The following is a 25,159-nucleotide window of genomic DNA, read 5'->3' as shown; positions in this document are numbered from 1 at the left end:
CGCCAGCCCGTCCGCTCAACGCGTGTCGGTGCTGTCTTGCGTCGGATCAACCCCCGACCCTTTTGGTTCGCCCCAATCGTCATCGTCTTCCCACTCTTTCATTTTTGAGTAATCGAGCGTCGACTCGATTTTCTTGCTGACCTCCATGAGTTTGCGAACCCGGGAGTAAACACCGAGTAAAAAGACAATAACCAGGCCCACGACCAGCCAAGTCCAATACTGTTCAGACATTTTTATCTCCGTCCTGTCGCCGTTGGCTGTGCAGCTCGAAGCATAGCAGACTGACTACATGCACTTAGGCCTGTGGATGTTCACGATCGTTTTACAGACAGACCGACTCACGATTGATCGTTGCTCGACCGTGGACTGATTTTAAAGTCAGGCGTTCACGCGACGCCGCGAAACAAATTGCCGCCGACGGAGTCGTACCTTCACATAAAATGGTGCAGTGCTTCACGTTTGTTTCACTATTTGTCCTTGATCGTAGCGCCGAATCGAAAGCAAAGGGCTCAGAACACTGGACGCGCCCTATCAAATCGTCAACTATGCGTTTATCAGACGCGACCGGAAACACGTCATGCAAGAAAACATTTCACTGCTGCTGATCGAGGACCATCCTGACATCGCGGCGATCATCTGCGACTACTTCGAAGATCGAGGCTACATTATTGACTACGCCGCCGACGGCGTCACCGGCCTGCATCTGGCGGTGAGCAACGAGTTCGATGCGATTATTCTCGATCTCATGCTGCCCGGCATGGACGGCCTTGAACTGTGTCGCAAACTGCGCGACGAGGCGGCCAAGAGCACGCCGGTATTGATGTTGACCGCCCGCGACACGCTGGACGACAAAATTGCGGGCCTCGACGCCGGTGCCGATGATTATCTGGTCAAGCCGTTCGAAACCGCTGAACTTGAAGCTCGCCTGCGCGCCATTATCCGTCGCGCCAGCGGGCAGGTCGTGAACGAAACGCTGGAAGTCGCCGATTTGACCATCGACACCGGTACCCTGGAGGTGGTGCGTGACGGTCAACGTTTGAGCCTCACGCCAATCGGTTTGAAGCTGCTCATGACGCTGGTCAAAGCCTCACCCAAAGTCGTGAGTCGTCGCGAACTTGAACGGTCGGTTTGGGGCGACATCGTGCCGGACAGCGACGCCCTCCGCAGCCACCTTTATAACCTCAGAAAAATTATCGACCGACCCTTCGAAACGCCACTGCTCCACACCATTGCAGGCTCCGGATATCGACTCGTTAAACTTGACGAATAAGCCGTATGTCGTGTGTTAGGCCAACAACCTTAGTGACGAGCGCACCGCTTCCCTGGCGGAACGCGGCAACCTGGGCGGGCGACACACGATGAGCAGTACTCAAGGTGTCGCCAAGCGCCTGACAAAGGCCTTTTTACTTCAGGCGATCTACATCAGCATCGCGGTCGTGCTCGGCCTCGCGGCGGTGACACTGGTGATTGAAGACGTGCTGATCAAACAAGCGTTGCGCGGCGAAGCAGAATTTTACTGGGAGCGTGTCACGACCAAGCACGATCACACGCTACCCGAAACCCGCAACATGGTCTCCTATCGCGACGGTCATGGCGACGGTGTGCCGGCCGATCTTGCCAATCTCGAACTCGGCTTCCACCGTATCGAAGAACCGAGCAAAGCACTCGCGCTCATCACCGAGCGGGACGGCGACCGTTTGTATCAAGTGTTCGACACCGCGCGCGTTGACTGGCTCATCACCTGGTTCGGGCTTGTGCCGCTGGCCACGGTGCTCGCCGGGGTATATATGGCGCTTTTTCAGGCCTATCGCGTTTCGAGCCGCGCGGTGTCACCGATCGTCAATCTGGCTAACCGAGTGAAACAACTCGATCCCGCTAATCCCGATGTTGATTTATTCGCGCGAGGCTCAACCGGCATTGACGTAGACGAAGAGATACTAACGCTCAACTCCGCCATGGAGGATCTCACGCAGCGCCTCGTTGAGTTCGTCAAACGGGAGTTTGATTTCACGCGGGATGCGAGCCACGAATTGCGCTCGCCGCTCACCGTAATCAAGATTGCCGCCGAGTCACTCACGGGCACCGAGCTGAATGACAATCAGGCTAAAAATCTCGCCCGAATTCAAAAGGCGTCGAAAGACATGGAGGAGCTCACGGAGGCGTTCTTGCTGCTAGCCCGTGAATCGAATCAGTCGCTGCCCTCAGACTGGGTGAACATCAACGAGCTGGTGCACAGCGAAGTCGACCGTGCTCAGATTTTGATTGGTGAAAAAGACGTGGTCATTCATGAACAGGCCAGCGCGCAAATGACGATCAATGCGCCGGAAAAAGTGCTCGCCAGCGTCATCGGCAACTTGCTGCGTAATGGTGTCAACTACACCGACGAGGGCAACGTAAGCGTCAGCGTGTCAGAGCGTGGTGTCATCATCGAAGACAGTGGACCCGGTATGGACGCGGAAGAACTCAAGCAAGTGTTTCGCCCATTTAATCGCGGTAAGCGGGAGCGGCAGCGCGGCGGATTTGGCGTAGGCCTGACTATTGTCAAACGACTCTGCGACCGGTTTGGCTGGCCGCTTGAGATCGATAGCACCGTGGGTGTTGGCACAACCGTCCAGGTTCGCCTGCCCCAGGCACAGCCCATCCAGAGCTAAATGGCCCTGCGCGACCATCAACACCGGCAGAATTTAACCTAATCCTCTGATTTTACTGGTTCTATTCTTTCACCACCCGTTCACCCAAGACAGACCACTCTTTCACAGAGGCGGTGCTACCGTCTGCTCGTACGTTAAGCAAAGGCCCAATTCATGAAATCGATCGTCACCAACCTAACCCTATTCAAAATCAGCTGGCTCGCCTGTGTCATCGGCGCCGCCGCCGGTATGCCGTGGATCGGCGTACTCGCCATCCTCGCGGCGAGCATCGTGCACATCGCCAGCGCTGAGATCAAGTCGCGCACGGTGGCGCTGTTGGCGAGCGCCGCTCTGATCGGCTTAGTGTGGGAATCCTTCATGATTGTGGGTGGATGGCTTGAATACGTCGACCACACCGGCCCCATCGCACCCTACTGGATCATCGCCATGTGGGTGTTATTTGCCACAACACTCAATGTCGGCTTCCGCTGGCTCAAAGACCATCTGCTCGTCGCCGCACTGGTTGGTGGGATTGGCGGTCCGATGGCGTTTGCAGCGGGTGCCAAAGCGGGGGCGGTTCAGTTTGAAAATCCCACCACGGCACTCGTCATTGTCGGCATCGGGTGGGCGCTCATGATGCCGCTCATGGTGTACATCTCACGCTACCTCAATGGACACCCAAATCTCGAAGCGGCTGTGTCCAACGCACCTGAGTCGTCCGAGCGTACGGTCGCGATTGATCACGCCGCTTAGAGGGGATGATGACCATGAAGCCACTCATCGCATGCCTGATCACGTTCGCATTCACGCTGGTCGCCGCCATCTCGAGCGCAGCCGCCAGTTCGGTCGAATCGGGCAACAGCTACCGATTCCAAGTGTTGTTAGACAATAAGCCGATCGGTTTCCACCACTTTGACCTGACCGAGACCGAGGGCGGCAAGAAAGTCGAAAGCCGCGCCCGCTTCGACGTGAAGCTCCTATTTATTACCGCGTTCAAGTACCGCCACCAAAGTGTGGAGAACTGGCGCGATGACTGTCTGGAGTCGATCGAAGCATCCACCAACAGTAATGGCAAACAACAGACGGTGTCGGCGGCCAAGCAAGACGACGTGTTGGCAATCGACAGTAACAAAGGCAATCAGACCGTTGACGGCTGCGTGCAGACCTTCGCCTACTGGAATCCGAGCATCCTCGATGCCACACAGCTGTTGAACTCCCAAACGGGGGATTACGTCGACATTGATATCCGTGATCTGGGCCCGGACACCGTGTTGTTGGGCGACACCGATGTGGGCGCCCGCAAGTACAACATCAAAAGCATGAAAGACTACGCCGGCAAACCCGTTGATATATTGATCTGGTATGACGAAACAAACACCGAGTGGCTCGCACTTGAAAGCAAGGCCAAAGGCGATCGCGTGTTGCGCTATGAGCGACTCGATCTGCTTGAGACGCACCGCGAGCAGCGCCAAGACGCCGGGTTAATGTCGACACGAGTAACACCATGAATCGTACCACCGCGCTGAGCCGCGCTCGCCCTACATTATTGCCACCTTTTTTTCTTATGCTGCTGTTGGCAGTAGGCGCCACCGGATGCGCCGGAGGTCCGACCATGCCGCCGATTAAAACGGCCGAATACGTCGACATCGATCGCTTCATGGGTAATTGGTATGTGATTGCCAACATCCCCACGTTTCTTGAAAAAGACGTTTATAACGCAACGGAGCGATACGAACGTAAAGAAAAAGACGTTGTGGCGACCACCTTTTCGTTTAACAAAGGGGCATTTGACGGCGAGCGTAAGACGTACAACCCCACCGGATTTATTTTTGACGACCCCTCAAACGCCGTTTGGGGCATGCGCTTTATCTGGCCCATCAAAGCCGACTATCGAGTTGTGTATGTCGATGATGACTATCAACACACCATCATTGGCCGTAACAAACGTGACTACGTTTGGATCATGTCTCGCGAGCCGATTATGAGCGATGTGACGTACAACGCACTGGTCTCAATCGTAGGCGATCAAGGTTACGACACCAATCTAATCCGCAAGGTGCCGCAACAAGCGCGCTAACTCGTCGCCAGCGCAGCGACTTTGTTTCTGAGTGTCGTTGAGAAGCCGAGTTCATCAAACAAACGGCCCACTTCGGTCATGTCGGGTTTTTTGCGCCTGAGGGCCGTCTTGGCCGCACTAATGGGCATGTCACATTTAATCTGCGTGAGCTGTCGGGCGAGATAGGCTGTGTCCTGGTGTTCGATGAGCTTAGCGGCCAGCGTTTTGGCACCGCGCACGTTGATATGCTGCAGATCATCCAAGTGCGCATAGATGGCATCCAAATCCGCATGCGCTTCGAGCAGTTTTGACGCCGTTTTCGGGCCAATGCCTGGAACCCCTTTGATGTTATCAACCGCATCACCCGTGAGTGCGAGGTAATCTGCCACCTGCTCAGGGCGCACACCCATTTCGCCCAGCACCTCATGGTGCTGCACGCGTCGATCACCGGCGAAATCCCAATACACATCTCCGGGTGTAATGAGCTGCATTAAGTCTTTGTCGCGCGTAATGATCGTGACGCCTTGATTGCGTTGACGCCATTTGGTGGCCAGCGTGCCAATGATGTCATCGGCCTCGCACGTGCTGTCGGCAAAGCTTGGAAAACCCATGGCACGACTAATGGCCCGACAATAGACGAACTGGCGTTTAAGTTCGTCTGGCGCCGGATCGCGGTTGGCTTTGTAGTCTGGATACAGATCGTTACGAAACGAACTGGTCAGACTGATATCAAACGCAGTGCCAACGAATTCCGGTTTGGCGCGCCGGGCAAAGTCGCACAGGAAATTGGTAAATCCATACACTGCCTGCACGGGGTTACCGTCTGCGTCAGTCATGGAATCGGGCAAGGAATAATACGCCCGAAAAACGTAAATACTGGCGTCAATCAAATACAGCACGGTGTGGTTCTCCGTCGCGCCATCAACTATCGATACCGCAAAACACGCCTAGTGTTTCGACAGTTCATCGCAGAGTCGGGCATGCAGCGGGCTTCGCCTTGGAAAGTGGGCGAGTAGATACTCCATTTGATCGGCGCGCACGCGTCGGCCTTTAAGGTAGATGTACTCGGCATAGGTGGGTGCAAATGGAATCGCCAGCAGCTGCATGTTTGCTTGCGTGGGCGTGCGGCCCGCCTTGTGATTGTTACAACGTCGACATGCCGTAACCACGTTTTCCCAGGTATCGGCCCCACCCTGGCTGATTGGTCTGACATGATCACGCGACAAGGCCTGCACCATGAATTGATGCCCACAATACAGGCACAAATTTGCATCACGTCGGAACAGCGTTTGATTGTTTAGCGGCGGGCGATAGTCGTAGTGCTTGTTGCACATGCCAGGGCCGTCGCCATGCGTGGCGATGATGGAATTGACATCGATAATGCTTCGACGCCCGGTGCGCGCATTGATGCCACCGTGCAAAGTGTACAGCGCACTACCGCACGCATAGGCCACTTGGCCTAGGTGATAGAGCCTGCCAGCATCTTTGTAGCTGATCCATTCCAGTGGCATACCGGCTACATCAGTGCGCAAAACTTGTTGACGAATATCCATCGTGTCGTCTTTGTTATTCCAGAATCCCCGGTCAATTGCAAACCGCATGAATTAGCGCGATTATTCTGCGCCAACCCGACGCAATGCAGCGACCAAATTGCGCCTTCACCGCCCGGCTCCGCACCGATAGCTGAAGCAGAACTGAGCACCCACTCCAGGAGCTGAAAACGATGTCCACTGAAAAAATTGCATTGATTACCGCAGGTGGCAGCGGCATGGGCGCCGGGGCGGCGCGGCGTCTGGCTGAGAAAGGCTTTTCGATCGGCGTATTGTCCTCCTCCGGCAGGGGCGAAGCGCTGGCGAAAGAACTGGGCGGCGTGGGCGTGACGGGTTCTAATGAGTCAAGCGAGGATCTCTCGTCACTGGTCGACGCCGCGATGCGCAAATGGGGCCGAATCGATGTGCTGGTGAACAGCGCCGGTCACGGGCCGCGCGCCCCGATTCTTGAGCTCTCCGACGAAGATTGGCATCGGGGCATGGATGTGTACTTTATGAACGTCGTGCGCCCGACCCGTCTCGTTGCGCCGATCATGCAGGCGCAGCAGGGTGGCGTGATCATCAACATCTCGACGTTTGCGGCATTTGAACCGGATCCGGTGTTTCCCACTTCCGGCGTTTTTCGTGCCGGGCTGGCGGCGTACACCAAGCTGTTTGCCGATTTTTACGCGAAGGACAATATTCGGATGAACAATGTGCTTCCCGGTTTTATCGACAGCCTGCCCGAAAACGACGCATTCCGCGCCCGTGTGCCGATGGGCCGTTACGGCAAAACCGACGAAATTTCGGCCACCATTGCATTCCTCGCCTCCGAGGGCGCAGGCTACATCACTGGTCAAAATATACGCGTCGATGGAGGCATCACGCGTTCCGTATGATTGGGCGCGTTGTCAACCTCAGCCACCCAGCTTATCCACAAGGTTTTCCACATTTTATCCACATGTGGATAATCTCTTTCCGGGAGCAATAGCGTTAATATCAACTCAGTAAATCAGTCACTTACGATTGCTCGCGTGGCCCTTGCCGTGCCGCTGCGCAAGCCGTTTGACTATTTACTGCCCAGTCATCCACAGACGCTTGTGCCCGGCATGCGGGTTCGCGTGGCGTTTGGTCGTAGTCGTAAAACCGGGGTGGTGCTCAGTCTCGCCAGCCACAGCGATGTCACGCCAGACAAACTCAAGCGTATCGAGCGGGTACTCGACGAAGCCCCGTGTCTGGATACCGAGCAACTGGCGCTGCTGAGCTGGGCATCCGACTACTATCAGCATCCCATCGGGGAAGTGGTAGCTGCCGCGCTGCCGCGCAAACTCCGGGACGGCGTGCCGCTTGCCGCCGTAGAAAGTGTGTGGCGCTGTGCAGCCGGTGCCCCCGCTCAGGCGCTCGAGCGACTCAAGCGGGCGCCTCGACAGGCCGAGTTGTGGCGGTGGTTAACGCGTCACCCCGACGGCGTGAGCCTCGACAGGCTGAACTCGCTCGATTTCGACGCACGTGCCGCGCTTCGCGCGCTCGACGACCGTGGCTGGATTGAAACGCATGAGCGCCAAGTCGTGAATCACCTGCAACACGCCTCGGCCTGTGAGCAACCACACACGCTCAACGCAGAGCAGCAAGTCGCCGTCGATGCCCTTGCCGCCTCGGGTTTTCGTTGTTCACTGCTGCATGGTGTGACGGGCAGCGGCAAAACCGAAGTGTATTTCCATGCCATCAGCCGCGTACTTAAGGCCGGTCGCCAGGTGCTTGTGCTCGTGCCCGAGATCAGTCTGACCCCCCAACTGCAAAGCCGATTTGAACGTCGGTTTGACGCGCCTATCGCCCTCATGCACTCGGCGCTGACGGACACCGAACGGCTCAATAATTGGCGAGCGATTCGCGAAGGGGATGCCCGCATCATTATCGGCACACGATCGGCCGTATTTGTGCCCCTAATCGAGCCGGGCCTAATTATCATCGACGAAGAGCATGACGGGTCACTCAAGCAGCAAGAAGGTTTTCGGTATTCGGCGCGCGATCTGGCTGTCTGGCGCGCGCGACAATTCGATGTACCCATTGTCCTGGGCTCCGCCACGCCATCGCTCGAATCGCTGCACAATGTTGCCGCATCGCGTTACCGGTTGTTATCCCTGACGCAGCGCGCCGGAAACGCGCAACCGCCCGAAGTGGGATTGATCGATTTGCGCACGGAACCTAGCCATCAAGGCCTGAGCACGCGCGCCGTGCTCACCGCCAAGGCGCATCTCAGCGCTGGTGGTCAGGTACTGTTTTTTCTCAATCGTCGTGGTTACGCACCCACCTGGTACTGCAGCGAATGTGCGTGGATCGCTGATTGCCCCGATTGCGATGCCCATCTGACCTATCACCAGCAAAGCCATTCGCTGCGGTGTCATCAATGCTCACGCCTTGAGCCGGTCATCAACACATGCCCCAATTGCGGAAACGAACTTAAGCCGGTCGGACAGGGCACAGAACGTATTGAAGAATATCTGACCGAGCAGTTTGCCGACTACCCGGTCGGTCGCATGGATCGCGATGTGGTGCGATCGCGGTCGCAGCTCGAAGCGTTTCTCGATAAGGTGAACAGCGCCCAAATCAAAATCCTCATCGGCACACAAATGCTGGCCAAAGGGCATCACTTTCCCAACGTCACGCTTGTCGTCATATTGAATGCCGACCAAGGACTGTTTGGTGCAGATTTTCGCAGCACCGAACGGCTCGCTCAGCTTATTGTGCAGGTCGCGGGGCGCGCGGGTCGCGCGGAGAAACCCGGTCACGTGCTGATTCAAACGTCGATGCCCGAACACCCGCTGCTGCAACACTTAATCGATGACGGCTATGCCGCCTTCGCCGACGCGGCTCTCGCTGAACGCGAAGCCACGCGCTGGCCTCCGTTTAGCTTTTTAGCCCTGCTTCGGGCCAGCAGTCGCAGCCAAACCGCGACGATGGACTTTTTGCGCCAGGCTCGGCGTTATCTCGAGCAGGCCGCCGCGCAACACAAGATCGAACTCTACGGCCCGGTCGTTGCGCCAATGGCGCGCCGAGCGGGACGATTGCACGGTCAGCTTTTGTTGCAATCGATGCAGCGCGGTACGCTCAATTTTCTCCTACGGGAGCTTAGTACCTATCTGCACGCCAGCCCACCGGCATCAGGCGTGCGCTGGTCGCTGGATGTCGATCCGCTTGAACTATTCTAGACCGATATAGACCCACTATTTCGCCATCGATAGGCTGCCACCGACCGCCGCCATCATGTAGACTGTCGGGCCTGATTTTTACCCGATTGGCCGCTGTGAAAAACGATCTTGCTCAATTGATCCTCGACGCGCTTGACCGCGTAGTCGCTGCCGAACTCGCCACGTTTGAAATACCTGAGCGTGTCAACGTGGAGCGTACGCGCGACCCACAGCACGGCGATCTAGCCACCAATGTTGCAATGATGCTGGCTAAACAGGCCAAGATGCCGCCGCGCAGGCTTGCCGAGCTCGTCGTCGAGCATTTTCCTGACTCACCGCTCATCGACTCGATTGAAATTGCGGGCCCCGGTTTCATTAACTTTCGACTCAGTTCGGGTGTCACGCAGCAGGTCGTTCGCCAGGTGCTCGAACAAGGCCAACAGTTTGGTCACGCCGAACCCAATTCAAAAGAAACGGTTCTTGTCGAGTTTATTTCCGCCAACCCCACCGGCCCGCTGCACGTCGGGCACGGCCGACACGCCGCTTACGGCGCCAGCGTGTCGAACATCTTGTCGGCGGCGGGATTCAAGGTGCATCGCGAATACTATGTGAATGACGCCGGGCGACAAATGGACATTCTGGCCGTCAGTCTTTGGCTGCGCTATCTCGCCAAGCGAGGAGAAGCGATCGCGTTCCCCGCTAACGGTTATCGCGGCGCGTACATCCTCGATATCGCCAAGGACCTACAAGAAACCTACGGCGATCAGTTTCACCGCACGGCGGAGGAAGTGCTCGCTGATCTACCGCCCGACGAACCGGAAGGCGGTGACAAAGACGTGTACATCGACGCCATTGGCGAGCGAGCGAAATCGCTTCTGGGTGACGACTACGCACTCGTTCAGGACATGGTGCTGAACGCCATTTTGGACGACATCAAAAACGACCTTGACGAATTTGGTGTCAAGTTTGACGAGTGGTTTTCTGAACGCTCATTGACACGCACCGGCATGGTCGAACAGGCGCTGGACAAACTGCTAGAGAATAAAAGCGTGGTCGAAAAAGACGGCGCACTCTGGTTCAAAGCGACAGACTACGGCGACGACAAAGACCGCGTAGTGCGCCGAGCCAACGGTGCCTACACCTATTTCGCGTCGGACATTGCCTATCATCTGAACAAACGCCAACGTGGTTTTGATCGCCTGCTCGACATTCTAGGTTCGGATCATCACGGCTATGTGTCCCGTGTTCGCGCCGGCCTTGAGGCCATGGGCGAACCGCCGCAGTCGCTGCACGTTCAGCTCATGCAGTTTGTCACGTTGTATCGTGGCGACGAGCGGATGCAAATGTCGACGCGATCGGGCGGCTTCGTCTCGTTACGTGAGCTGCGTGAAGAAGTGGGTAACGACGCAGCACGGTTCTTCTATGTGATGCGCTCTAACGACCAACATCTCGATTTTGATCTCGAGCTGGCCAAAACCAGTCGGGAGGAAAATCCGGTCTTCTACGTGCAATACGCCCACGCGAGAGTGCATCGTATGTTCCAGCATGCTGATCTCAAAGCCGCTCCCTGGGATCAGGCGAGCGGGATCGAACACTTGGCGCGTCTTACGCACGCCAAAGAGGATGCGCTGATGACCCTATTGTCGCGCTTCCCAGAAATCGTACAGCTCGCCGCGAAGAATTATGCCCCTCAAACCGTTGTGAATTATCTACGCGAGCTAACCGCTGGGTTTCACAGTTTTTATGGGGCATGTCGTGTGCTGTGCGACGAACGCGAATTGCGAGATGCGCGCCTCGCATTGGCCAGTGCTACGGCTCAGGTCATTCGTAACGGGCTCGACCTCATTGGCGTGAGTGCGCCGACACGCATGTAGCAACGATCGAACGTTCGCTGTCTGACCATCGCTGACTGAACAAACGTTTATGGCCCGAGATTACAAACGCAACGCTTCTCGCCGAAAGAAGAAAACGAACGTGTCCCCGTGGTCGTTTCTGGTGTCGGGCTTTGCCCTGGGCCTCATCGCAGCGCTCGCGCTCTATCTTTATGTGCGCCCGACTCCGCTCGATGTGCCTGATCGACCGATTCCGGATGCCAGGACCACACCACAAAGCAGCGAGGACGAGCTTGCCACGGCCGACTCACCGACGGTCACGCCAGCACCGGCAGAAGCAACACCCGTGACACCCGCCCACAGCGCGCCGGCCACAACCGCCCCAGCCGCCGAGCAGAGCAGCTACGATTTTTACGATGTCCTGCCCGATTTCGAAATGGTGGTCGCCGAAGACGAGAAACCCCCTTCCCAAGCGAAACCCGCGACCATCAAGCGCCCAACCGCCGCGACAGGTGCGCCGAGCAAGTATATTTTGCAAGCCGGTTCGTTTCGTAAATTCATCGATGCCGACCGTCGCAAAGCAGAGCTCGCCTTTAAAGGCATTGAATCCAATATTCAGCAGGTGGTACTCAAAGAGGACCAGATCTGGTTTCGAGTGTATGTCGGCCCAGGTGACAACCTAGCGCAATTTGAATCGATGCGTTCCGACTTACGTCGCGCCAATATCGACGTTCTTATTCTAAAAGTGCGCTGAACCGACACACGAAACGCCGTTGCATCCGGTCGCCGGCTCATTTAGTGTGAGCCTCAATTTCCGGTACTGGTCGATTCAACCCACACCCGAGGACGTAGTCGATGTCGCGAGCGATCCGTTGGCATAAATCACTCTGGCCATGCTTGATGCTCCTGTTAGGTGGATGCGCCACCACGCCCGAGCCTGCGCCCGAACCACCACCGCCACCGCCGATTCAAGAAGTTCAGCCCGAGCTCGACCCGACGCCGCCACCGCCGATTCAAGAAGCTCAGCCCGAGCTCGACCCGACGCCGCCGCCACCGCCACCGAAGCGGCCAATCACGTTCGCTGCGGTGGGGGACATCATGATCGGTACCGACTTTCCGTCCAATCGACTGCCACCGGAAGACGGTGCCACGAGTTTTTCGCATGTGGGAACCCTTTTGCAGGGCGCGGACGTTACGTTCGGCAATCTAGAGGGGGTACTGCAAGATGGGGGTGAACCGTTTAAAGTTTGCCAAAACCCGAAGCTGTGTTACCTCTTTCGTTCGCCGGCCCGTTACGCCAAGCATTTTTTTGATGCTGGTTTCGACGTGATGAGTTTGGCCAATAATCATGCGCGTGACTTTGGGGAGGACGGGCGTGACTCATCAATGCGGGCGCTGGCCGAGTGGGGCATCCATCATTCTGGCCGGATCGGCGATGTCGCCAGTTTTACTTCCGGCGACTACACCATCGCGATGATCGCGTTTGCGCCGAACCCTGGCTCGCATGACATTAACGATATCGAGGGCGCCGCTCTGGCGGTTCGCAACCTCAGTTCTATGCACGACCTAGTCATGGTGTCGTTTCATGGGGGTGCCGAAGGGGTCGATGCCCAGCACCTCACGTTTGACAATGAAACCTATTACGGCGAGCAACGCGGCAATGTTGTGGCGTTCGCGCGTCGCATGGTGGATGAAGGGGCCGATTTTGTCATCGGACACGGACCGCATGTTCTACGCGCCGTTGAGGTGTATAGCGATCGGTTCATCGCCTACAGTCTGGGCAATTTCAATACGTACTATGGCATTAGTATTGCCGGCATCAAGGGGCTCGCGCCCATTCTCAACGTCACACTCAATGAACACGGCGAGTTTCTTCATGGCAAAATTGTGTCCACTCGACAGGCAAGGCCCGGTGGGCCTCGACTGGATGAATCGCATGCAGCGGCTCGATCCATCCGGGCACTCACTGAGAGTGATTTTGGCGACACTCGTCTTCAGATCGATGACGAGGGAAATATGACACTTTTGCCGCCGGACCATTCGACGGGCCCTCAATGAAAGTCAACGCAATGCGACCCATCAAAATTTGTCGACACGCTAGCCCAAGTGGCGATCATGCCGCGTATGATGATCGGGAGTCGAGGGTAGGATATGCCTGAAATTGCCATTAACGGTTGCAATGTGGCCTATGAAGAACACGGCACCGGTCTCAACACAGTGGTGTTTTTGCATGACCTTTTTTTCAATGGTCGTTGTTTTAATCAACAGATTCTCGCGTTGCGCGACCGCTTTCGATGTATCACCATCGACCTTCGTGGCCACGGCGAAAGCCGTGTTACCGCCGAGGGTTATGCGCTTGACACTCTCGCCCACGACGTCACCCAGTTTATCGATGTGAAACGCTTCGGCGCCTGCCATGTGGTTGGCGCGGGATTTGGCGGCACCGTAGCGGCCCGTGCAGCACTAACCCGTCCGTCACTGATCAAGTCGCTCACCCTGATCGGCACGTCACTCAATACTTGCTCCGACCGCGATCTTCAGGCACTCAAATCGCGGCGGCTTCATATCAAATTATTTGGTCTACGGTTTGTCACCAAATCGCTTTTGCGCCGCGCCTTCAGCCCCGCTTTTCTCAATGACCCAAACAATAAAGAAGTGCTGCAACATTGGCAGCGGGAGTTTCTTAAACTCGATCGACGCGAGCTACCCCACGCCATTGCGGCCTACATGGTCAGACCACGCCTGTTGGACGCGCTTTACACGTTGAAACTCCCGACGCTCATTCTCGGCGGTGATAGCGATAGCGTGGTCACTCCCGATGATTTAATGCAGGTCGATAATCGACTCGCTCATTCAGCACTTGAAATTCTTACCGATACGGGACGGGCCGCACACATTGAGAAGCCCAATACGCTCAATCCCTTTTTGCTTGAGTTTTTAAGCCGCCTTTGAGCCCCGAAACGAGGTAAACCATGACCCGACAACAACTCAAATACATTGCGCTCATTTTATTGATCATCATGGCTATTGCCGCCGGCGCGGCCAAAGTGCTGAAGATGCCACAAGAGATCGCTTTTTTTCACGACACGATCGGCATGAGTGTGAACGCGGTTGTCGCATTGGGCGCCGCGCAATTGCTGGCCGGATTGTTGTTACTGTTTGCCAAAACACGTTTGCCCGGCGCGTTGATCATGGATTTAACTCTGCTGCTGTCGGCAGTCGTGCTGTTCATGGCGGGCAAGCTGGTGATGGCTGTGGTCACTCTGGCGGTGGCGATGATCGCCGGTCTGCTGGTTGTCGATGAAATACGCCAGAAATCACGGTAACTACAGATAACTCAACCACCAGTGTGAATGCGTTTTACGGTATTCCATGAACCGCTTGCACGGCCAATAAAGCAACGCCACCGTGACGATCCAAACCACATAGCCGCGCCACAGTTCATACGTATAGCCCTCAGGAAACGGCGTTGAGTTGAGGTAGTGGAATTGCCACCGCCCAAAACTCAGATAGGTCCAAATGGATGACATCATGTGAATGAGCGCGATATGCAGCACATAGAACAAGAAAGGCACACGACCGAATACGGTGAGAATTGTTGCCATGTGCCCGCGCCAAGTTTCCATCCACGGCATGAGCATTAGTGCCGGACCGAGCGTCATGCATAGAAACAACAAGGAGGGCGGATACTTGCTGGTATTGAGAAACGCCATGACCGAATCGATACCGGTGTAGCCGCCTTCGCGCCAGTCGGCGAGCGCCGGCGGGATACCGGGTTCGCCATAGAGATTAAATCCACGCAACACCAAAAAAACGGTCAGCGCGATACCGCCTGACAGGAATAGCTGGCGAGTACGAACGTCAGAGGGCTTTTCGATAATGGCGCCGAACCAATAGCCCAGCGCCATTACGCCCACCCATGGAATAAGCGGATAGGCCATCGCCACGCCCCATAGGCGAGAATTGGGCGTCGGCCAAAACGCGCGTTCATGCAAAACCTGCCAAAGCCACGCGCCGCTGCCCAGGTCAGTGGCCTTGATCGGATCAAGCAGCCCGTTGTGCAACACAATGAGCGCCAACCCGATAAGACCGATGACCGAGCGCGGCAAGTGAATAAGAAGGGCCATGCAGACCATCGAAAGGCCGATCACCCAAATGACCTGCAGCAAAATCAGGTTGACCGTGAACTGCCACAGAAAATTAATGAGCGTCAGCTCGATGAGCATTAACCACAGGCCACGTGTCACTAAAAACCACGATAACTCGCGTTTACTCGCGTGTTTATTGCGGCGATAGAGCCAGGCGCTCGTGCCCGATAAAAACACGAAGACTGGCGCGCAAAAATGAGTGATCCAGCGAGTAAAATAGAGCGCCGCATCGGTTTGGGCCAAATCGGACGGATCAAATGGCGTGAGACTGAAGTAGTCGCGCGCATGATCGAGCACCATAATCACCATCACCAAGCCACGCAGAATATCCACCGACACAATGCGCGGGCGAATACGATCCGAGGATGGGTTCATGTGATGCCTCCTGCCGCCGGTCGCGGCAGTCGATCACCGCTATTCCACTCGTATGATTAACGACACCACAAACGACGCGTTATTGCCAGCAAACGCACCGGCTGGAATGATTCGCACATGGGTAATGGCGTCGTCGAACCCCTCACCATCGGCGCTGGGGACATAGCCAAAGTTCACGCCGTCCGTTGAAAAAGTGACGTGGCTGGCGTAGTTATACGTCAATCCCGTGGCGACCGGTGATCCCGAATCATCATAGACCACCGGATCGCCTGAGGCACACGGCGGGCCAATGCAAAGTGCCGCATCAGCCGGAAGCGGATCGGTGATGACCAGCTGATTGTTATCGACGGCGCCGTTTCCACTGTTCGATACTGTGAGCGCGTAGCGCACATAGGCACCGGGTATGCGCTTGGGGTTTGTTGTGCCGCTAAATGGGTCGCTAATCACTAACGAGGTTTTTAGCAAATCGAGACTAGGGGCCGCATAGGAAAACACCTGTTCATCCACATTCCAGAAGTTGGCCTGCGCAATGGCCGTGCCTTGGCCGTCGATTTGCACTAAGCCATTGGCCACACCGATGCCACTGACCGAACCATCGAGCGCTTGTACCAACAGCGACCAGTTGGTACCGGTTGGGTCGCTACTTTGGAATGTATAAGTAGGAAACGCCCCGTCGCTGCCGTCGTTGTTCCAGACACCATCATTCGCCGTGGTATCGCCGTGGGTGCCGTCGTCGAATAAGGCAATTCCGGTGGCCACCGCTGTGCCGTTTTCATCGATCACGTTGGCCAGCACTGAACTTGCGTCCGCATCGACCACTGCTCTGATCGACAGCACCTGTCCTGTGGTGTAGGCCGACGGTGCACCGACCGTCGTGTCGTTGGGCAAGGTAATATTGGTGCCAAAGCCTTCAACCGCACCCAGGGTTCCCGTCTGAACCGCCCACTCGAAATCGTCAAGCTTAACCCACGTACGATAGTTATCATCGGCGTCGGTATGACGCATTTCTACGCGCAGTGTCGTCGTGCCAGCTGGAAATGCGGTCATGTCAATCGAGGCCTGTCGCCAGCCATGATCAACCAATGTTGCCGAGAAGCCCGGACTGCCGATGCCCACGTCGCGCTGCCGTAGCGTCGGCGCCGTCGTATTATCAAAGTTCACGGTCGTGTGATCGATGACCGCTCCATTGATGGAAATGCGCATGTAGTCGTAGTTATTACCGGTCGCCTGCAGGCCGTCGTACGCCTGAACCTGAAACGCAAACGTGAGGTTGCCCCGCGCGGCGCCAGCGGGGTTTTCAAATGTCCGATTGAGCTGCACAAGCTCCACACCACCGCCACCGTCTTCGCAGTTTTCCCGATAGCCCAATAGATACCAGTCGTCACCCGTACCGACGCCGGCGATATTGTTCGGACCGTTGTCGACATTGTTCGCCGCATTGGTGCTGCAGCCCGCCGGAATATTGATCGTCGCCCCAACGGTCGAATTGATCACAAGATTGCGTTCGCCGCCACCGGTGTTTACCGCGCTTGTCGTCCAGCGAGTCGCCACACTGCCGGCGGACTGTTCGAAGTTGCCGTTAATAACCGGTTGTGGATTGACGGCTTTCGCACCATTGCCGGTGATATCGAAATAAACAAAGTAGTCACCGGCGCCCGGTGCGTCGTCTAAAATGAATTTGACTTCGCCCCGCGCGTTGTTCACGGCGTCGAAATTTCCATTGAAGACTTGGTCAGTGAACTCCTGCTCACCTGCCAACGTGCCGTTGGGTCGCACAACGCGCACCGAGTTTTCATCAAAATCGACAGCCCCCGCATTGACACCCAGATCAGACAGCAGTGCCGCAAAATCGATATCGACGCGTAACGTACTGGACACGCCCGCCGACCCCGGAATCGTGACCGGGACCCGATAGTGCCAATCCTCCCCGTTGCCGACACCATCCGGATCAAACCAGGCCGGTGCGGAGCGCAAATCGGCACCCGTCATCCACGACAGGCAGGCGCACGCCACCGCCACCAGACCTCCGGCCAGTTTTCGTTTCCACTGCAATGGTGTTGTTGTCGTGCTCAGCGTCATTGGATACACAGCTAAACGCCGTGCCCTTATGTCAATTTCAGAGCGTAACAATATGAGTTAGGGGGGAATTATTCGCGGAACGACGTCGCATTCCTGTGGGTAAATCGTAAAAAATGCGCACAAATCGGGGGATTCGGGCGGCTAATGACGATTTTTCCCAGGTTTTTGCTTATTTTGACCGTCAAACGATTGACGTTATTGACGGAGACTCGACCCAGATTGGGCCGCAGGCTCCGTCAATCCCGAGGTTTTGTGTCGCTACGACTCATCGAGCAACGCCAAAATGGCCTTTTCCACGTCCTCATCACTGAATTGATTGTTCGGATTGTCATCATTGAGATCGGCCACCAAATTGCCATTCCGATCGTAAATATGGATGGCTGGGACAGTCTGGATGCCCACCATCTCAAACGCATCCATGATGTTCTCGTCGAGAAAGAAATTTGGGAAAGTCGCGTTTTGGCTAACTAAAAATTCCTTTGCAAATTCCACGCTCGCCGGATCGTCGCGATCATCCAGACTCAGCGTTACCACCTGCACCCCGCGGTCTTGGTACTTGCGATGCATTTCCACCATGTGAGGAAACTTCTCAAGGCACGGTGGACACCATGTTGCCCATAAATCCACCACGAGGATTTTTGGCGCAAAGCCATCACGACGCGTCTCCCATTCGCGAAACGAGAGCGGAATCAACTCAACGCTGGAGACGCGATCGGACGCCGCATTGAGCGACGTTTCCAACTCAACATTATTTGTCGCGTCCGTTTCTTTTTCCTGCGTCGCTTCGCCGCACGCGGTCAGGAGCAGCGCGAGAACAATTACTCCTGCGTGTATTTGACGGAACATCCGTGCGCCTTGGTTTCCGTTACATCGGGCAGGTTGCCAGCCAACGACGCATTGATCGCATCCGCCACATAGAATTCGGTCGGTTCGCCCTTCGTGTAATTCACGCTGCCATCTCGATTGATTTTGGCGGGCGAATTATACAAAAGCCCTGTGTAAACCAGTTCGCGCTCTTTATTAAATACAAAGTACTCTGGTGTACGCACTGCACCCAGCGCTTTGCCTAGCGCCTGACTTTCATCAAAAAGATAGTCAAAGCCATAACCGTTTTCACGAGCGTGCACTTTCATCGCTTCGAGACGATCGTCTTCGCGATGATTGAAGCTCAAACCAACAAACGCCACGCTTTGATCCGCGAAGTCTCTGGCGAGCGACACCATATCTTTGTCCATTCCTTTTACCCATGGGCAGTGATTGGCGAGCGAAATCAACACAACAATATCCGCATCCAAATCGCTGGACGACATTGCGTTGCCATCGATATTGGGCAGATCCGTAAACGCCGGCATTGAATCGCCAATCGAAATAACCGCGTTGTACTTGCCCGCCCAGGTCAGTGGTGTGGACAACATAAGAAGCGCCACGCTGAGCGCAAAGAGTCGAGACAGCCGAGCGTGTGTCGTCAAAACGTTCATTTGATTCTCCGAATTGGTGATTCATTCGATCATAGCAGAGCCCTGTTACGGGCGAGTGAACGCGCAAAACGCAATCACTAAGCGCATGTTTTTGCGAAGTTATTTCCCAATCTGCTCAAACACTTGGGGAACGCCCTCGCGTTTTACGATCTCTTCGCCAATGCGCCAGGAGGCCGCAATGGTCAGATGGTAGGGATCAAAAAAGACCGGCTCATCCTTCACATACAGTGGACAAACGTCCCCCGGACACAGATACGCGTTCGCGTCGAAGTAATCCACATTCGGGTAGCGAGCAGCCAGCTGCTGAAGACGCGTATTCGTATCGATAATGCGTCGATCGAGTGGTACCGGTGCCTCGCTGCACGCCACACCAGCAAAACCCAACTGCTTTTCTCGGCATAACGTGTCGTATCCGTACGCAATTGGTCCGTGTCCCAATATAATGACACGCTCGACGCGCGAGGCGAGATCGCCAAGGGTTTGGGCGAAGCCCTCCACGACGTCGTTACCGTTGAAGTGATAGTGCACCCAGGACGCCGAGGCAAACACGGTTGTGTTGGCATTCAACGCGTTCGACACTAAGTGATTCGACGCGTCGCAGTCCGCCACTCTGCGTACATTGGTGTAAGGCGCGGAGCCTGAAAGCAGAGGGGGACACGAGCCGACCTCGAGATTGCGAAACCGAAAATTGGCCTCTCGGGCGAACACGCCGAGCATGCCGACGTAACGGGCGGCAATTGAATCCCCCCAAAGCAAGGCGTTCGGCTCAGTGTCGCCATTAGCGCCCAGCACGCAGCGTTCATCGGTCAAGTCGGCCACACTCAAACGTTGCCGTTGACACACGTAGTCGTATTCCAAAACGCCCGGCCGTTCGGCGCGTTGTTCGGCGAGTGCTTGACGATACGTATCGGAACGTAAACCGTAGCCATCCGTCTTCATCGACACGCCGATCAGTATCGATATCAATAGGGAAGGCACGACGAACTGTTTCAACGCAAGTGGAATAAACGAATCAGAGGAGCGGCGTAGCGGCTGTTCGACAAATCGATAAGACAACCAAGCGAGTGTAAACGTCAGCACAAACACCGCGACACCCAGCGCAAGCGACAGGTTGAACCCACCATAATGAAGAAACGCCAGCAGCGGCCAATGCCACAGATAGGCGGAGTAGGACACCAGCCCTATCCAAACAAGCGGCGCGATCGACAACACACGATTCGGCAGTGGTGAGTGGCGATGGCCGGCTAAAATGAGCAGAGCGGTGCCAAGCGTGGGTGGTACAGCCTGCCAGCCTGGAAAGGGCCTTTGCGTTGTCACCCACCAGAGCGATCCGGCGATCAACGCCACACCCACCCACGCGCACACCACTGCCGTTGAGGAAGAAAGCGTGCGACCCGACATCACATAGTGTGCGGCGATGGCCCCGACCAACAGCTCGCCCGCGCGCGATGGCAGCATGAAATACACAAACGATGCATCCCGCGAAAAATACCACTCACCAAACGCGAACGAGGCGAGCGCACCCAGCACCAGTAGCCCGAAGTACGCGCGTTTCAATGCCGAGTAGGTCAACATCAGCAATAGCGGCCAGAGGATATAGAACTGCTCTTCGACCCCTAAGGACCAAAGATGCAATAAAGGCAGTTCGTTGCTGTCCGCCGCAAAATACGAGGTGTCTTCAAACAACCAAAAAAACAGGTTCGCGAGCGACAGCAGCGACCAGAATCCGGCGCGTGCCGTGGTTTCGGCTTCTTCGGGTCGAAACAACCACTGCGCGGCTAATACGGTTGTCGCCAACACCAACAACATTGCCGGCATGATGCGTTTAATGCGTCGACGATAAAACTCAACTAGCGAAAACGTGCCCATTTGGATTTCGTTCATTATTAACGACGAAATCAAAAATCCCGATAGCACGAAGAAAATATCAACACCGAGAAAACCCGCCGGCACCAACCGATGATCGATGTGGTACACCACAACCGACAGCACGGCAATCGCACGTAGGCCATCGATATCGGCCCGATAAGTTGGTGAGGTGCTTGGGTTTTGAATAGCGTACATAGCGTTCGACAAACAGGTTCGTGTTGTTCCTATCAATAAGATCGTTGTTGGTCCTTACCATAACGCAGGATTACTAACGAACCAATGTCGATTCAATTGTAGAGCCTCCAACTGAGCGGGTACACTCAATGCTCCTGGAAGAAGAAATCGAAAAAGGAGAATCCAGTGAACAAGCGCCTGTCGTTATTTGGGCTAACCTTGGCCACCCTATTTCTCATCAGTCCTGTTCACGCTCTGTCGTGGATCGAACAGAATCAGGGGCAAGCGCGTAGCGAGTATGGGTACGTCGTTCGCGCGAACGACTTGACGGCACTGATTTCACCAGCCCATATCGAGCTCTTGCTGACCGCGCCCGACACCTTGACGAACACTCCCCATTTACAGGACGTGAGCACTGCCGATCTTCCCACCCCGTTTGTGCAACACATTGCCCGACTGACCTTTGAGCAAGCCAATCCACTCGCCCAGTCACACGCCGGCCAGCGCGCAAAGGGCATGACGCATTATCTGAGTGGCTCAAACCAGCAAAAGTGGCTCAAAGCCGTGCCCCACTTCGAGACAGTGCGAGTGACCAATGTATACGACGGTATCGATGTCGTGTACCGACTGCACGACGGCCAGCTTGAGTACGACTTCATCGTGGCCCCTAACAGTGACCCCTCGCAGATCACACTCTCGCTGAGTGGCGCGACAACCACCGTGCTGGACGAGGAGTCGTGGCAGGCGACTACGCCGATGGGCCTCATCACGCAGACGATCCCAGCGGTGTATCAACAAATCGATGGTAACGAACAGCGGCTCGCGGGTCGGTTTCGCGCCGCCGCGGAAGGCACTATCCAGTTTGAACTACAAGACCATGATGTCACCGCCGCGCTCGTGATCGACCCCGTGATCGAATTCTCCGGCTATTTTGGCGGCAACCGCACCGACCGAACCACGCGGTTTCTGGAAAGAACAAACGGCGCTTACCTTCTTTCCGGCACGACCACGTCGCTGCTTGACTTCATTTCGAATCCCTCGGAATTTAAAGTGCAATCCGACGTATTTGTGGCTGAGCTGGACTCGGCGGGCGACATCAATTGGGTTACCGTATTTGGCGGCTCGCGGTCGGAACGCGCCGAAAACACACAGATAGACAGCGCCGGTAACATTGTTGTTGTGGGCAACACCGAGTCCTCTGACTTTCCAACCTTAAATGCCCTTCAAAGCACGTTTGCCGGCGGTAATTTTGTTGGCGGCGGCCTACTCAACTCAGATGGGTTTGTGGCTAAGCTGGCGGTCGACGGGCAGAGCTTTGTATTCGCCACGTATCTCGGCGGTACCGATTTAGCGCCCAACGCGACAACCGGCTTCGGCTTCGAGTTTTTTAGAGGCTTGGCGCTGGATGCCTCCGACAATGTGTATGTCGCGGGTCAGACTGCAGCGCCCGACTTTCCGGTCACCGACACGATTAATGGCACCGGGTGCTTTGAGGAGGAAAGCCAACCCCAAATCGAACCCCTACCAGGCTCGGCCAGCGACATAGCAATAGCGAAGATTTCGCCGACTGGTTCACTGCTTTTTTCAGCCTGCCTTGGCGGATCGTTCCGTGACGCAGGCCGGCATATCCAAGTGGACGACAACGGCGATGTGTATCTCTCCGGATTCAGTCGCTCAAGCGATTTCCCGACCACGCCCGGCGTCTATCGGCCAACCCCACTCATTGAACTGGGATTTAATTCGATCGTCGTAAAACTGTCGTCCGATCTGTCGACCGTCACCGCCGCTACCTTTGTCGGCGACGGGTTTTTGCAGAGCATGGATGTCGATGCCGACGGCAATATCTATGGAGTGACCGCCACCTCGGAAGGACTGAACGAGACGACGGCCGGCGTTTTTCAGCCCTTGCCGAGTGATCCGCCGGCTAATCTGGGGGATGCTGACAGCTATGTTTTCAAGCTTAGTGCCGATGCCACTCAGCTGATTTACGGCACCTATCTCGGCGCGCTCGGCAATGATTTCCTCTATGCGATTAAAGTGGATGATGAAGGTCGCGCCTACGTCGCCGGTAATTCATCTGCCCCCGACTACCCACTGCGCAACCCACTCCCAGCGTCGCCGCAACCCTATCTGATCAATACCAATGCCGGCACGGCCTTCGATAGCTTTAATGGTGTCAGCCGGGACGTCTTCCCACTCACCGATAACAATCTCACGTATAACGCATTTTTCGCCCGCGACGGACTCAACTACACCGCCTTGGGTGACGTAGAGAGCCTCGGTTTGCTCGTGCCACTGTTGGCGCAAATCGATCAGTACGATACCAGCGCCATCGCCTTTTCGGCTAACGCCAGTATCAACCCCCTTCTCGCTCGAGGTCTTATTGCGAATCGAGACGGAGTGAACCAGCTCTTCTCGTTTGACGAAAACCTGTTCACGTACAGTTTGTTCGATACGGTTGGCAGCGCGTCGGAAGACTCGCGCGACGTAGTGACGGATATACTAGGGCTGTCGCCCAGCCTAGCCGTCTTTCTCGTCGCAAACTACGGCAGTGCAAACACATTGGTAGAAGTAACCGGTACAACGCCTGGAGCGTTCGTTGAAACAAGCGTCGGCCGTACCGACGGTAACACCACCGCATTTGTGCTCGCCGAATTAAACACGCTGGCGGCCGCGGGTCAGTTTGTCGCTGTTGCCAATGAGCTTCAAGACATCCGTCTCTACGATGTAACAAACGCCGCGCTGGGTCCGGCCATTGTGCTCAACCACAGTGTTGGCACCGTCAGTGATATCGCCGCAGGTGACCTAGACGGCGATGGCACCGACGAGTTGGTCGTCGTAAATGCCGATAGTGCAGTCGAAGTTTTGACGCTGAACGACGCGGCGATGGTGTCACAGGTAGTCGTGTTGACCGAAGCGAACGCCGACAACTTGTCCGCAGCGGTTGTCGATGTTGACGGCGATAACGATCTGGATGTGATTATTGGACGCAGTGACAGCGATAAACTGTACATAAATGATGGCACCGGCACGCTTAGTCTGGAGGCCTCTTATGTGGGCGCACTCGATGCCACGCTGTCGATTGTACCGTCGACATCCGCCGCCCGTTGCCCCTGTTTTTCCACCACCAACCGAGTTCCTCAGGAAATTTGGCCGACTGCAGACGACGTGGTTGTCAGCGTGCTATCCGCTGATGGTAGCGACCTTGAGTTTTCAACACGCCTTAAGGGTGGCGGTGAGGAAGAACTGTTCACCAGCCTTGTCTTTGCACAGGGCTCGGATTCGAAAGTGCTCCTCGGCGGCGCTACCACCGGTGACCTGTGGCCGCAGGTCGGCACGAGCACGCCACCCAGCAGTGGACGCGATGCACTCTATATGGTGCTCGAAATAGATCAGGACCAGGATAATGTATTGGATGGCCTCGATAATTGCGAGCGCGTTGCCAATCCAGATCAGCGCGACACGAATGACGATGGGTTCGGCAATCTATGCGATGCGGATCTGAACAACGACAACATCGTCAACTTTGTGGATGTGTCGCAGTTTGCTAGCGTATTTGGCAGCACGGATGAGGATGCAGATTTTAACGGTGATGGCGCTGTCAACTTTTTAGATCTTGTGATACTTCGTGAGGGCTTTTTGCTGCCGCCTGGACCGGGCCTGCAGTAACCGCCGCGAATCACGCCGTCTGTTCAAGACGCGCTAATCCGCCATGCTAGGTCGACCACATTGAAAAACGCCGGTCAGTGACCGGCGTTTTTTTATGCACACTCTAGCAGAACATCATCCACCGACCTGTTC

General features: G+C 55.8%; 21 protein-coding genes. 13 read left to right on the top strand and 8 right to left on the bottom strand.

Annotated elements, in window-relative coordinates; genetic code table 11:
- Positions 1–15: 15 nt before the first annotated feature.
- A complete protein-coding gene (locus AAF465_01775; GenBank protein ID MEM7081452.1) occupies positions 16–231 on the bottom strand; it encodes a hypothetical protein in 216 nt (71 codons plus the stop codon).
- 346 nt (positions 232–577) lie between these two features.
- Here AAF465_01775 and AAF465_01770 point away from each other — a divergent pair, with 346 nt between their 5' ends.
- The 5 genes from AAF465_01770 to AAF465_01750 all read left to right on the top strand — a co-directional run bounded on the left by AAF465_01770 (position 578) and on the right by AAF465_01750 (position 4,707).
- Entirely contained in the window at positions 578–1,270 is a 693-nt protein-coding gene (locus AAF465_01770) for a response regulator transcription factor (protein MEM7081451.1), read from the top strand.
- Positions 1,271–1,358: 88 nt separating this feature from the next.
- Positions 1,359–2,651, top strand: a complete 1,293-nt coding sequence (locus AAF465_01765; GenBank protein MEM7081450.1) for a HAMP domain-containing sensor histidine kinase — start codon at positions 1,359–1,361, stop codon at positions 2,649–2,651.
- A 153-nt stretch (positions 2,652–2,804) separates the two neighbouring features.
- On the top strand, positions 2,805–3,383 hold the full coding sequence (locus AAF465_01760) for a DUF2878 domain-containing protein (GenBank protein ID MEM7081449.1): 579 nt from the start codon (positions 2,805–2,807) through the stop codon (positions 3,381–3,383).
- A 14-nt stretch (positions 3,384–3,397) separates the two neighbouring features.
- Positions 3,398–4,138: a DUF6134 family protein gene (locus AAF465_01755; protein ID MEM7081448.1), complete on the top strand. Its 741-nt coding sequence runs from the start codon at positions 3,398–3,400 to the stop codon at positions 4,136–4,138.
- A gap of 104 nt (positions 4,139–4,242) precedes the next feature.
- Positions 4,243–4,707 carry a lipocalin family protein gene (locus tag AAF465_01750; GenBank protein MEM7081447.1) on the top strand — a complete coding sequence of 155 codons (465 nt, stop codon included), beginning with the start codon at positions 4,243–4,245 and terminating at the stop codon, positions 4,705–4,707.
- Here AAF465_01750 and AAF465_01745 read toward each other — a convergent pair.
- Both AAF465_01745 and AAF465_01740 read right to left on the bottom strand, forming a co-directional pair.
- Complete coding sequence (locus tag AAF465_01745; protein MEM7081446.1) at positions 4,704–5,585, bottom strand: 5'-3' exonuclease H3TH domain-containing protein; 882 nt, start codon at positions 5,583–5,585, stop codon at positions 4,704–4,706. The genes AAF465_01750 and AAF465_01745 overlap by 4 nt on opposite strands.
- A 48-nt stretch (positions 5,586–5,633) precedes the next feature.
- Positions 5,634–6,239: an HNH endonuclease gene (locus tag AAF465_01740; GenBank protein ID MEM7081445.1), complete on the bottom strand. Its 606-nt coding sequence runs from the start codon at positions 6,237–6,239 to the stop codon at positions 5,634–5,636.
- A 170-nt stretch (positions 6,240–6,409) separates the two neighbouring features.
- Between AAF465_01740 and AAF465_01735 the strand changes: the two genes are divergently transcribed.
- From AAF465_01735 to AAF465_01705, 7 genes are all read left to right on the top strand, one after another.
- Complete coding sequence (locus AAF465_01735) at positions 6,410–7,114, top strand: SDR family oxidoreductase (GenBank protein MEM7081444.1); 705 nt, start codon at positions 6,410–6,412, stop codon at positions 7,112–7,114.
- Positions 7,115–7,249: 135 nt separating this feature from the next.
- Positions 7,250–9,424, top strand: a complete 2,175-nt coding sequence (locus AAF465_01730; GenBank protein MEM7081443.1) for a primosomal protein N' — start codon at positions 7,250–7,252, stop codon at positions 9,422–9,424.
- A gap of 95 nt (positions 9,425–9,519) precedes the next feature.
- Positions 9,520–11,277, top strand: coding sequence for an arginine--tRNA ligase (gene argS / locus AAF465_01725; GenBank protein MEM7081442.1), 1,758 nt, complete (start codon positions 9,520–9,522; stop codon positions 11,275–11,277).
- Between the two features lie 49 nt (positions 11,278–11,326).
- The gene (locus AAF465_01720; protein MEM7081441.1) at positions 11,327–11,989 is read left to right on the top strand and encodes an SPOR domain-containing protein; all 663 of its coding nucleotides are present in this window, start codon (positions 11,327–11,329) and stop codon (positions 11,987–11,989) included.
- A gap of 146 nt (positions 11,990–12,135) precedes the next feature.
- Positions 12,136–13,293 (top strand): CapA family protein, encoded by a 1,158-nt coding sequence (locus AAF465_01715; protein MEM7081440.1) that lies wholly within the window; start codon positions 12,136–12,138, stop codon positions 13,291–13,293.
- A 93-nt stretch (positions 13,294–13,386) separates the two neighbouring features.
- Entirely contained in the window at positions 13,387–14,187 is an 801-nt protein-coding gene (locus AAF465_01710; protein ID MEM7081439.1) for an alpha/beta hydrolase, read from the top strand.
- Between the two features lie 68 nt (positions 14,188–14,255).
- On the top strand, positions 14,256–14,561 hold the full coding sequence (locus AAF465_01705) for a hypothetical protein (GenBank protein MEM7081438.1): 306 nt from the start codon (positions 14,256–14,258) through the stop codon (positions 14,559–14,561).
- Here the strand turns inward: AAF465_01705 and AAF465_01700 are convergent, their stop codons facing one another.
- From AAF465_01700 to AAF465_01680, 5 genes are all read right to left on the bottom strand, one after another.
- A complete protein-coding gene (locus AAF465_01700) occupies positions 14,562–15,758 on the bottom strand; it encodes a heparan-alpha-glucosaminide N-acetyltransferase domain-containing protein (GenBank protein ID MEM7081437.1) in 1,197 nt (398 codons plus the stop codon). It abuts the gene before it with no gap.
- A 39-nt stretch (positions 15,759–15,797) separates the two neighbouring features.
- A complete protein-coding gene (locus AAF465_01695; protein ID MEM7081436.1) occupies positions 15,798–17,837 on the bottom strand; it encodes a choice-of-anchor X domain-containing protein in 2,040 nt (679 codons plus the stop codon).
- 258 nt (positions 17,838–18,095) lie between these two features.
- Positions 18,096–18,683, bottom strand: coding sequence for a TlpA disulfide reductase family protein (locus AAF465_01690; protein MEM7081435.1), 588 nt, complete (start codon positions 18,681–18,683; stop codon positions 18,096–18,098).
- Positions 18,656–19,315, bottom strand: coding sequence for a thioredoxin family protein (locus tag AAF465_01685; protein ID MEM7081434.1), 660 nt, complete (start codon positions 19,313–19,315; stop codon positions 18,656–18,658). Before AAF465_01685 ends, AAF465_01690 begins: the two co-directional genes overlap by 28 nt.
- Before the next feature lie 99 nt (positions 19,316–19,414).
- Positions 19,415–21,379 (bottom strand): acyltransferase family protein, encoded by a 1,965-nt coding sequence (locus tag AAF465_01680; GenBank protein ID MEM7081433.1) that lies wholly within the window; start codon positions 21,377–21,379, stop codon positions 19,415–19,417.
- A gap of 165 nt (positions 21,380–21,544) precedes the next feature.
- Between AAF465_01680 and AAF465_01675 the strand changes: the two genes are divergently transcribed.
- The gene (locus tag AAF465_01675; protein MEM7081432.1) at positions 21,545–25,027 is read left to right on the top strand and encodes an SBBP repeat-containing protein; all 3,483 of its coding nucleotides are present in this window, start codon (positions 21,545–21,547) and stop codon (positions 25,025–25,027) included.
- The last annotated feature ends 132 nt before the right edge of the window (positions 25,028–25,159 follow it).

The organism is Pseudomonadota bacterium, assembly GCA_039028935.1.
Taxonomy (GTDB): domain Bacteria; phylum Pseudomonadota; class Gammaproteobacteria; order Steroidobacterales; family SZUA-146; genus SZUA-146.
This window is presented reverse-complemented; position numbering and strand designations above follow the sequence as displayed.

Coding starts and splice junctions, on each gene's coding strand:
- AAF465_01775 (MEM7081452.1), bottom strand. CDS start 231: ATGTCTGAACAGTATTGGACTTGGCTGGTCGTGGGCCTGGTTATTGTC.
- AAF465_01770 (MEM7081451.1), top strand. CDS start 578: ATGCAAGAAAACATTTCACTGCTGCTGATCGAGGACCATCCTGACATC.
- AAF465_01765 (MEM7081450.1), top strand. CDS start 1,359: ATGAGCAGTACTCAAGGTGTCGCCAAGCGCCTGACAAAGGCCTTTTTA.
- AAF465_01760 (MEM7081449.1), top strand. CDS start 2,805: ATGAAATCGATCGTCACCAACCTAACCCTATTCAAAATCAGCTGGCTC.
- AAF465_01755 (MEM7081448.1), top strand. CDS start 3,398: ATGAAGCCACTCATCGCATGCCTGATCACGTTCGCATTCACGCTGGTC.
- AAF465_01750 (MEM7081447.1), top strand. CDS start 4,243: ATGCCGCCGATTAAAACGGCCGAATACGTCGACATCGATCGCTTCATG.
- AAF465_01740 (MEM7081445.1), bottom strand. CDS start 6,239: ATGGATATTCGTCAACAAGTTTTGCGCACTGATGTAGCCGGTATGCCA.
- AAF465_01735 (MEM7081444.1), top strand. CDS start 6,410: ATGTCCACTGAAAAAATTGCATTGATTACCGCAGGTGGCAGCGGCATG.
- AAF465_01720 (MEM7081441.1), top strand. CDS start 11,327: ATGGCCCGAGATTACAAACGCAACGCTTCTCGCCGAAAGAAGAAAACG.
- AAF465_01715 (MEM7081440.1), top strand. CDS start 12,136: ATGCTCCTGTTAGGTGGATGCGCCACCACGCCCGAGCCTGCGCCCGAA.
- AAF465_01710 (MEM7081439.1), top strand. CDS start 13,387: ATGCCTGAAATTGCCATTAACGGTTGCAATGTGGCCTATGAAGAACAC.
- AAF465_01705 (MEM7081438.1), top strand. CDS start 14,256: ATGGCTATTGCCGCCGGCGCGGCCAAAGTGCTGAAGATGCCACAAGAG.
- AAF465_01700 (MEM7081437.1), bottom strand. CDS start 15,758: ATGAACCCATCCTCGGATCGTATTCGCCCGCGCATTGTGTCGGTGGAT.
- AAF465_01695 (MEM7081436.1), bottom strand. CDS start 17,837: ATGACGCTGAGCACGACAACAACACCATTGCAGTGGAAACGAAAACTG.
- AAF465_01690 (MEM7081435.1), bottom strand. CDS start 18,683: ATGTTCCGTCAAATACACGCAGGAGTAATTGTTCTCGCGCTGCTCCTG.
- AAF465_01685 (MEM7081434.1), bottom strand. CDS start 19,315: ATGAACGTTTTGACGACACACGCTCGGCTGTCTCGACTCTTTGCGCTC.
- AAF465_01680 (MEM7081433.1), bottom strand. CDS start 21,379: ATGTACGCTATTCAAAACCCAAGCACCTCACCAACTTATCGGGCCGAT.